Origin of the sequence: Streptomyces graminilatus (assembly GCF_001418565.1) — a bacterium.
In the GTDB taxonomy this organism is placed as follows: Bacteria; Actinomycetota; Actinomycetes; order Streptomycetales; family Streptomycetaceae; genus Streptomyces; species Streptomyces graminilatus.
On the sequence record NZ_LIQQ01000599.1, the window covers coordinates 1 to 5,934 of the forward strand.

The following is a 5,934-nucleotide window of genomic DNA, read 5'->3' on the forward strand; positions in this document are numbered from 1 at the left end:
GAACGGTGTGGGGGTGGGGGTCCGCTCAGCCGGCCGTGGGGGCGTCGCGCAGCAGGCAGGTCAGTCGCGCCGTGCACACGCGCTTGCCTGCCTCGTCGGTGATCACGATCTCGTACGTCGCCGTCGACCGCCCCCTGTGCACCGGAGTGGCCACGCCGGTGACCAGGCCGGAGCGGGCCCCGCGGTGGTGGGTGCAGTTCAGGTCCACGCCGACGGCGATCTTCGAGCTGCCCCCGTGCAGCATGGCCCCGACCGAGCCGAGCGTCTCGGCCAGCACCGCGGACGCGCCTCCGTGCAGCAGCCCGTACGGCTGTGTGTTGCCCTCGACGGGCATGGTGCCGACGACACGGTCGGCCGACGCCTCGGCGATCTGCACGCCCATCCGGTTGCCCAGGTGGCCCGCGGAGAACATGGCGACCACGTCGATGCCCAGCGCCGTGTACTCGTCGATGACTTCCTGCGGGAACTTCACATGCTGCTGCTCACCCATGGGGCCCGGCTCCGTTTCGTCGTGGTCGGTGCGGCGTACGCACGACTGCGTCCATCCACTGAGCAAACGCTCAGTCGGTGGCAGATTGTTCCAGACGCACCACTACGGATTTGCTGGCCGGGGTGTTGCTGGTGTCCGCCGTGGCGTCCAGCGGGACCAGGACGTTGGTCTCCGGGTAGTAGGCCGCCGCGCACCCCCGCGCCGTCGGGTAGAACACGACCCGGAACCCGGGCGCCCGCCGCTCGACGCCGTCCTTCCACTCGCCCACGAGGTCGACGTACGACCCGTCGGTCACCCCGAGGGCCCGCGCGTCCTCGGAGTTGACCAGGACGACCCGGCGGCCGTTCTTGATGCCCCGGTAGCGGTCGTCCAGGCCGTAGATCGTGGTGTTGTACTGGTCGTGCGAGCGCAGCGTCTGCAACAGCAGGCGGCCTTCGGGCAGCTTCGGGAACTCCACGGGCGCCGCCGTGAAGTTGGCCTTGCCGGTGGCAGTCGGGAAGCGGCGTTCGTCGCGCGGGGCGTGCGGCAGGGTGAAGCCCGCCGGGTCGGCGACACGCGTGTTGAAGTCCTCGAAGCCCGGGATCACGCGCGCGATGCGGTCGCGGACCGTGGCGTAGTCCTTCTCGAACTCCTCCCAGGGGGTACGGGAGTCCTCGCCCAGGACGCGCCGGGCCAGCCGGCAGACGATGGCCGGCTCGGACAGGAGCTGTGCGCTCGCCGGGTCCAGACGGCCCCGGGAGGCGTGCACCATGCCCATGGAGTCCTCGACCGTCACGAACTGCTCGCCGCTGCCCTGGACGTCGCGTTCGGTACGGCCGAGCGTCGGCAGGATGAGGGCACGCGCGCCCGTGACGACGTGCGAGCGGTTCAGCTTCGTCGACACGTGCACGGTGAGGGCGGCGCGCCGCATGGCGGCCTCGGTGACCTCCGTGTCGGGGGAGGCGGAGACGAAGTTGCCGCCCATGGCGAAGAAGACCTTCGCCTCGCCGTCGCGCAGTGCCTCGATGGCCCGTACGACGTCGTAGCCGTGTTCGCGGGGCGGGGCGAAGCCGAACTCCTTCTCCAGGGCGTCCAGGAAGGCGGGGGCGGGGCGTTCGAAGATGCCCATCGTGCGGTCGCCCTGCACGTTCGAGTGGCCGCGCACCGGGCACACACCGGCGCCCGGGCGGCCGATGTTGCCGCGCAGGAGAAGGAGGTTGACCACTTCGCGGATGGTGGGCACGGAGTGCTTGTGCTGGGTCAGGCCCATCGCCCAGCACACGATGGTGCGTTCGGAGGCCAGGACCATGCCGAGGGCTTCTTCGATCTCCGCGCGCGTGAGGCCCGTCGCGGTGAGGGTCTCGTCCCAGTCGGCGGCGCGGGCGGCCTCGGCGAACTCCTCGAAGCCGTGGGTGTGTTCGGCGATGAAGGCCTCGTCGAGCGCGCCCTGAGTGTCCAGGATCAGCTTGTTGAGGAGGCGGAAGAGGGCCTGGTCGCCGCCGATGCGGATCTGCAGGAACAGGTCGGTGAGGGCCGCGCCCTTGATCATGCCCTGGGGGGTCTGCGGGTTCTTGAAGCGTTCGAGGCCCGCCTCGGGCAGCGGGTTGACGCTGATGATCCGCGCGCCGTTCGCCTTCGCCTTCTCCAGGGCGGACAGCATCCGGGGGTGGTTGGTGCCGGGGTTCTGGCCGGCGACGATGATCAGATCGGCCTTGTAGAGGTCCTCCAGGAGGACGCTGCCCTTGCCGATGCCGATGGTCTCGGAGAGCGCCGATCCCGACGACTCGTGGCACATGTTGGAGCAGTCGGGGAGGTTGTTCGTGCCCAGTTCGCGGGCGAAGAGCTGGTACAGGAAGGCGGCCTCGTTGCTGGTGCGGCCCGAGGTGTAGAAGAGGGCCTCGTCGGGTGAGCCGAGGGCCTTGATCTCCTCCGCGACGATGTCGAAGGCGCGGTCCCAGGAGACCGGTTCGTAGCGGTCGGCGCCCTCGGGCAGGTACATGGGGTGGGTGAGGCGGCCCTGCTGGCCCAGCCAGTAGCCGCTGCGGCCGGCCAGGTCGGTCACGGTGTGGGCGGCGAAGAACTCCGGGGTGACGCGGCGCAGGGTGGCTTCCTCGGCGACGGCCTTCGCGCCGTTCTCGCAGAACTCGGCGGCGTGCCGGTGCTCTGGCTCGGGCCAGGCGCAGCCGGGGCAGTCGAAGCCGTTCTTCTGGTTGACGCGCAGGAGGGTGAGGGCGGTGCGCTTCACGCCCATCTGCTGCTGGGCGATGCGCAGGGTGTGGCCGATGGCGGGCAGGCCGGCCGCGGCGTGTTTCGGGTCGGCTACCTGCGGCGCGTCCTGGACCGGATCACTCTTCGGCGGCTTGCTGGCCATGGCTGAGCCCCTTCGCTGGCACGTGTCTGTCCGCTTGCCCGTGGTGGGTGTACACATCATCCATCCGTGTGTGCCACCTGATCGATCCTCGCACGGGGCGGTGACAGCGTCGTCGACAGGTTCCGGACGGCTCGGGCGTCGGCTCGGGCGTCCCGCGTTGTCAGTGGCACGTGGCAGGATCGGGGTCGTGGCAGAGACAGCATCGAAGAAGACCGAGAAGACCTCCGGCACGGGCCGCCCCCGGCTGATGCTCATGGACGGGCATTCGCTGGCGTACCGCGCGTTCTTCGCGCTGCCCGCGGAGAATTTCACGACCGCGACGGGACAGCCGACGAACGCGATCTACGGCTTCGCGTCGATGCTCGCCAACACGCTGCGCGACGAGGCGCCCACGCACTTCGCGGTGGCGTTCGACGTGTCCCGCAAGACCTGGCGCTCCGAGGAGTTCACGGAGTACAAGGCGAACCGGTCGAAGACGCCGGACGAGTTCAAGGGGCAGGTCGAACTGATCGGCGAGCTGCTCGACGCGATGCGCGCGGAGCGGTTCGCGGTCGACGGCTTCGAGGCCGACGACGTGATCGCCACGCTGGCCACACAGGCCGAGGCCGAGGGCTTCGAGGTGCTGATCGTCACCGGCGACCGGGACTCCTTCCAGCTGGTCACCGAGAACACGACGGTGCTGTATCCGACGAAGGGCGTCTCCGAACTGACCCGGTTCACTCCGGAGAAGGTCTTCGAGAAGTACGGGTTGACGCCGGCCCAGTATCCGGACTTCGCGGCGCTGCGCGGCGACCCGTCCGACAACCTGCCCGGTATTCCGGGGGTCGGTGAGAAGACGGCGGCGAAGTGGATCAACCAGTTCGGGTCGTTCGCGGACCTGGTCGAGCGGGTCGACGAGGTCAAGGGCAAGGCCGGGCAGAACCTGCGCGACCACCTGGAGGCCGTCAAGCTCAACCGTCGGCTCACGGAGATGGTCCGGGACGTCGAACTCCCGAGGTCGGTGACGGACCTGACGCGGGCCGCCTACGACCGTACGGCGGTGGCGCTGGTCCTCGACACCCTGGAGATCCGCAACCCCTCGCTGCGCGAGCGGCTGCTGGCCGTCGATCCGGGTGCCGAGGAGGCGGACGCCGGCCCGGTGGCCGATGCCGGTGTCGAGGTGGACGGGACGGTGCTGGGCGCGGGCGAGCTGGCCCCCTGGCTCGCCGAGCACGGCACGCAGGTCCTCGGTGTCGCGACGGTCGACACCTGGGCGCTGGGCAGCGGCTCGGTCGCCGAGGTCGCGCTCGCGGCGGCCGGGGGAGCGGCGGCCTGGTTCGACCCGGCCGGGCTGGACGAGGCCGACGAGAACGCGTTCGCGGCCTGGCTGTCCGACGCGGACCGGCCCAAGGTGTTCCACAGTGCCAAGGGCGCGATGCGGGTCTTCGCGGAGCACGGCTGGACGGTGGCCGGGGTGGGCATGGACACCGCCCTCGCCGCGTACCTGGTCAAGCCGGGCCGGCGTTCCTTCGACCTGGACGCGCTGTCCCTGGAGTACCTCGGCCGTGAACTGGCGCCCGCCGCGACGGCCGACGGCCAGCTCGCCTTCGGCACGGACGAGGGCGCGGAGGCCGACTCCCTGATGGCGCAGGCCCGTACGATCGTCGACCTGGGCGAGGCGTTCGGCGGGCGCCTCGAGGAAGTCGGCGCGGCGGATCTGCTGCGCGACATGGAGCTGCCGACGTCTGCGCTGCTGGCCCGCATGGAGCGGCACGGCATCGCGGCGGACCGGGCCCACCTGGAGGCCATGGAGCAGATGTTCGCGGGCGCGGTGCAGCAGGCGGTGAAGGAGGCGCACGCGGCGGCCGGTCACGAGTTCAACCTCGGCTCGCCCAAGCAGCTCCAGGAGGTCCTCTTCGGGGAGCTGGGCCTGCCGAAGACGAAGAAGACCAAGACGGGCTACACGACGGACGCGGACGCCCTGGCCTGGCTGGCGACCCAGACGGACAACGAACTGCCGGTCGTCATGCTCCGCCACCGCGAGCAGGCGAAGCTGCGTGTGACGGTCGAGGGCCTGATCAAGACGATCGCGGCGGACGGCCGTATCCACACGACGTTCAACCAGACGGTGGCGGCCACCGGCCGGCTGTCCTCCACGGATCCCAACCTCCAGAACATCCCGGTCCGTACGGACGAGGGCCGGGCCATCCGCCGCGGCTTCGTGGTCGGCGAGGGCTTCGAGTCGCTGATGACGGCGGACTACAGCCAGATCGAACTGCGGGTGATGGCCCATCTCTCGGAGGACGAGGGCCTGATGGAGGCGTTCACCTCCGGTGAGGACCTGCACACCACCGTCGCCTCCCAGGTCTTCGCGGTCGAACGCGCCGCGGTGGACGCGGAGATGCGCCGCAAGATCAAGGCGATGTCGTACGGCCTGGCGTACGGCCTGTCGGCGTTCGGCCTGTCCGGGCAGTTGAACATCGACGCGGGTGAAGCGCGCGGTCTGATGGACACGTACTTCGAACGCTTCGGCGGTGTACGTGACTATCTGCGCCGGGCCGTCGACGAGGCGCGGGCCACCGGCTACACCGAGACCCTCTTCGGCCGCCGCCGCTACCTCCCCGACCTGAACAGCGACAACCGCCAGCGCCGCGAGATGGCCGAGCGCATGGCGCTGAACGCCCCGATCCAGGGCACGGCGGCGGACATCGTCAAGATCGCCATGCTGAACGTGGGCCGGGCGCTGGAGGAGACGAAGCTCAAGTCCCGCATGCTGCTCCAGGTCCACGACGAAGTCGTCCTGGAGATCGCCCCGGGCGAGCGCGAGGCCACGGAGGAACTGGTCCGCCGGGAGATGGCGGGCGCGGTGACCCTCAGGGTGCCGCTGGACGTGTCGGTGGGCTCGGGGCTCGACTGGGAGTCGGCGGCGCACTGACGGGGCCCACTGGGCGCGCGGTCCTGGGCGGCGGTTCGGTCTGCCCGGGCGGTTCGCCCGCCGGGTCCGGTGGGGTCGGCTGTGCGGTTCCCGTGTCTCGTTCCGGCGGGCCGGTCGCGCAGTCTTCCGTGCCCCTTCGGGGCGCGGGCCCGCTGGTTTCCTGGTCGGGCGGGCTTCGGA

The 5,934-nt window shown here is 70.5% G+C and carries 3 protein-coding genes; 1 reads left to right on the forward strand and 2 read right to left on the reverse strand.

The window, feature by feature from the left end:
- Window positions 1-25 precede the first annotated feature (25 nt).
- Window positions 26-490 carry a PaaI family thioesterase gene (locus AOK08_RS37620; RefSeq protein ID WP_055534473.1) on the reverse strand — a complete coding sequence of 155 codons (465 nt, stop codon included), beginning with the start codon at window positions 488-490 and terminating at the stop codon, window positions 26-28.
- A gap of 70 nt (window positions 491-560) precedes the next feature.
- On the reverse strand, window positions 561-2,840 hold the full coding sequence (locus AOK08_RS37625; RefSeq protein ID WP_055534474.1) for an FdhF/YdeP family oxidoreductase: 2,280 nt from the start codon (window positions 2,838-2,840) through the stop codon (window positions 561-563).
- Window positions 2,841-3,027: 187 nt separating this feature from the next.
- Between AOK08_RS37625 and polA the strand changes: the two genes are divergently transcribed.
- Window positions 3,028-5,754 (forward strand): DNA polymerase I, encoded by a 2,727-nt coding sequence (gene polA / locus AOK08_RS37630; RefSeq protein WP_055534475.1) that lies wholly within the window; start codon window positions 3,028-3,030, stop codon window positions 5,752-5,754.
- The last annotated feature ends 180 nt before the right edge of the window (window positions 5,755-5,934 follow it).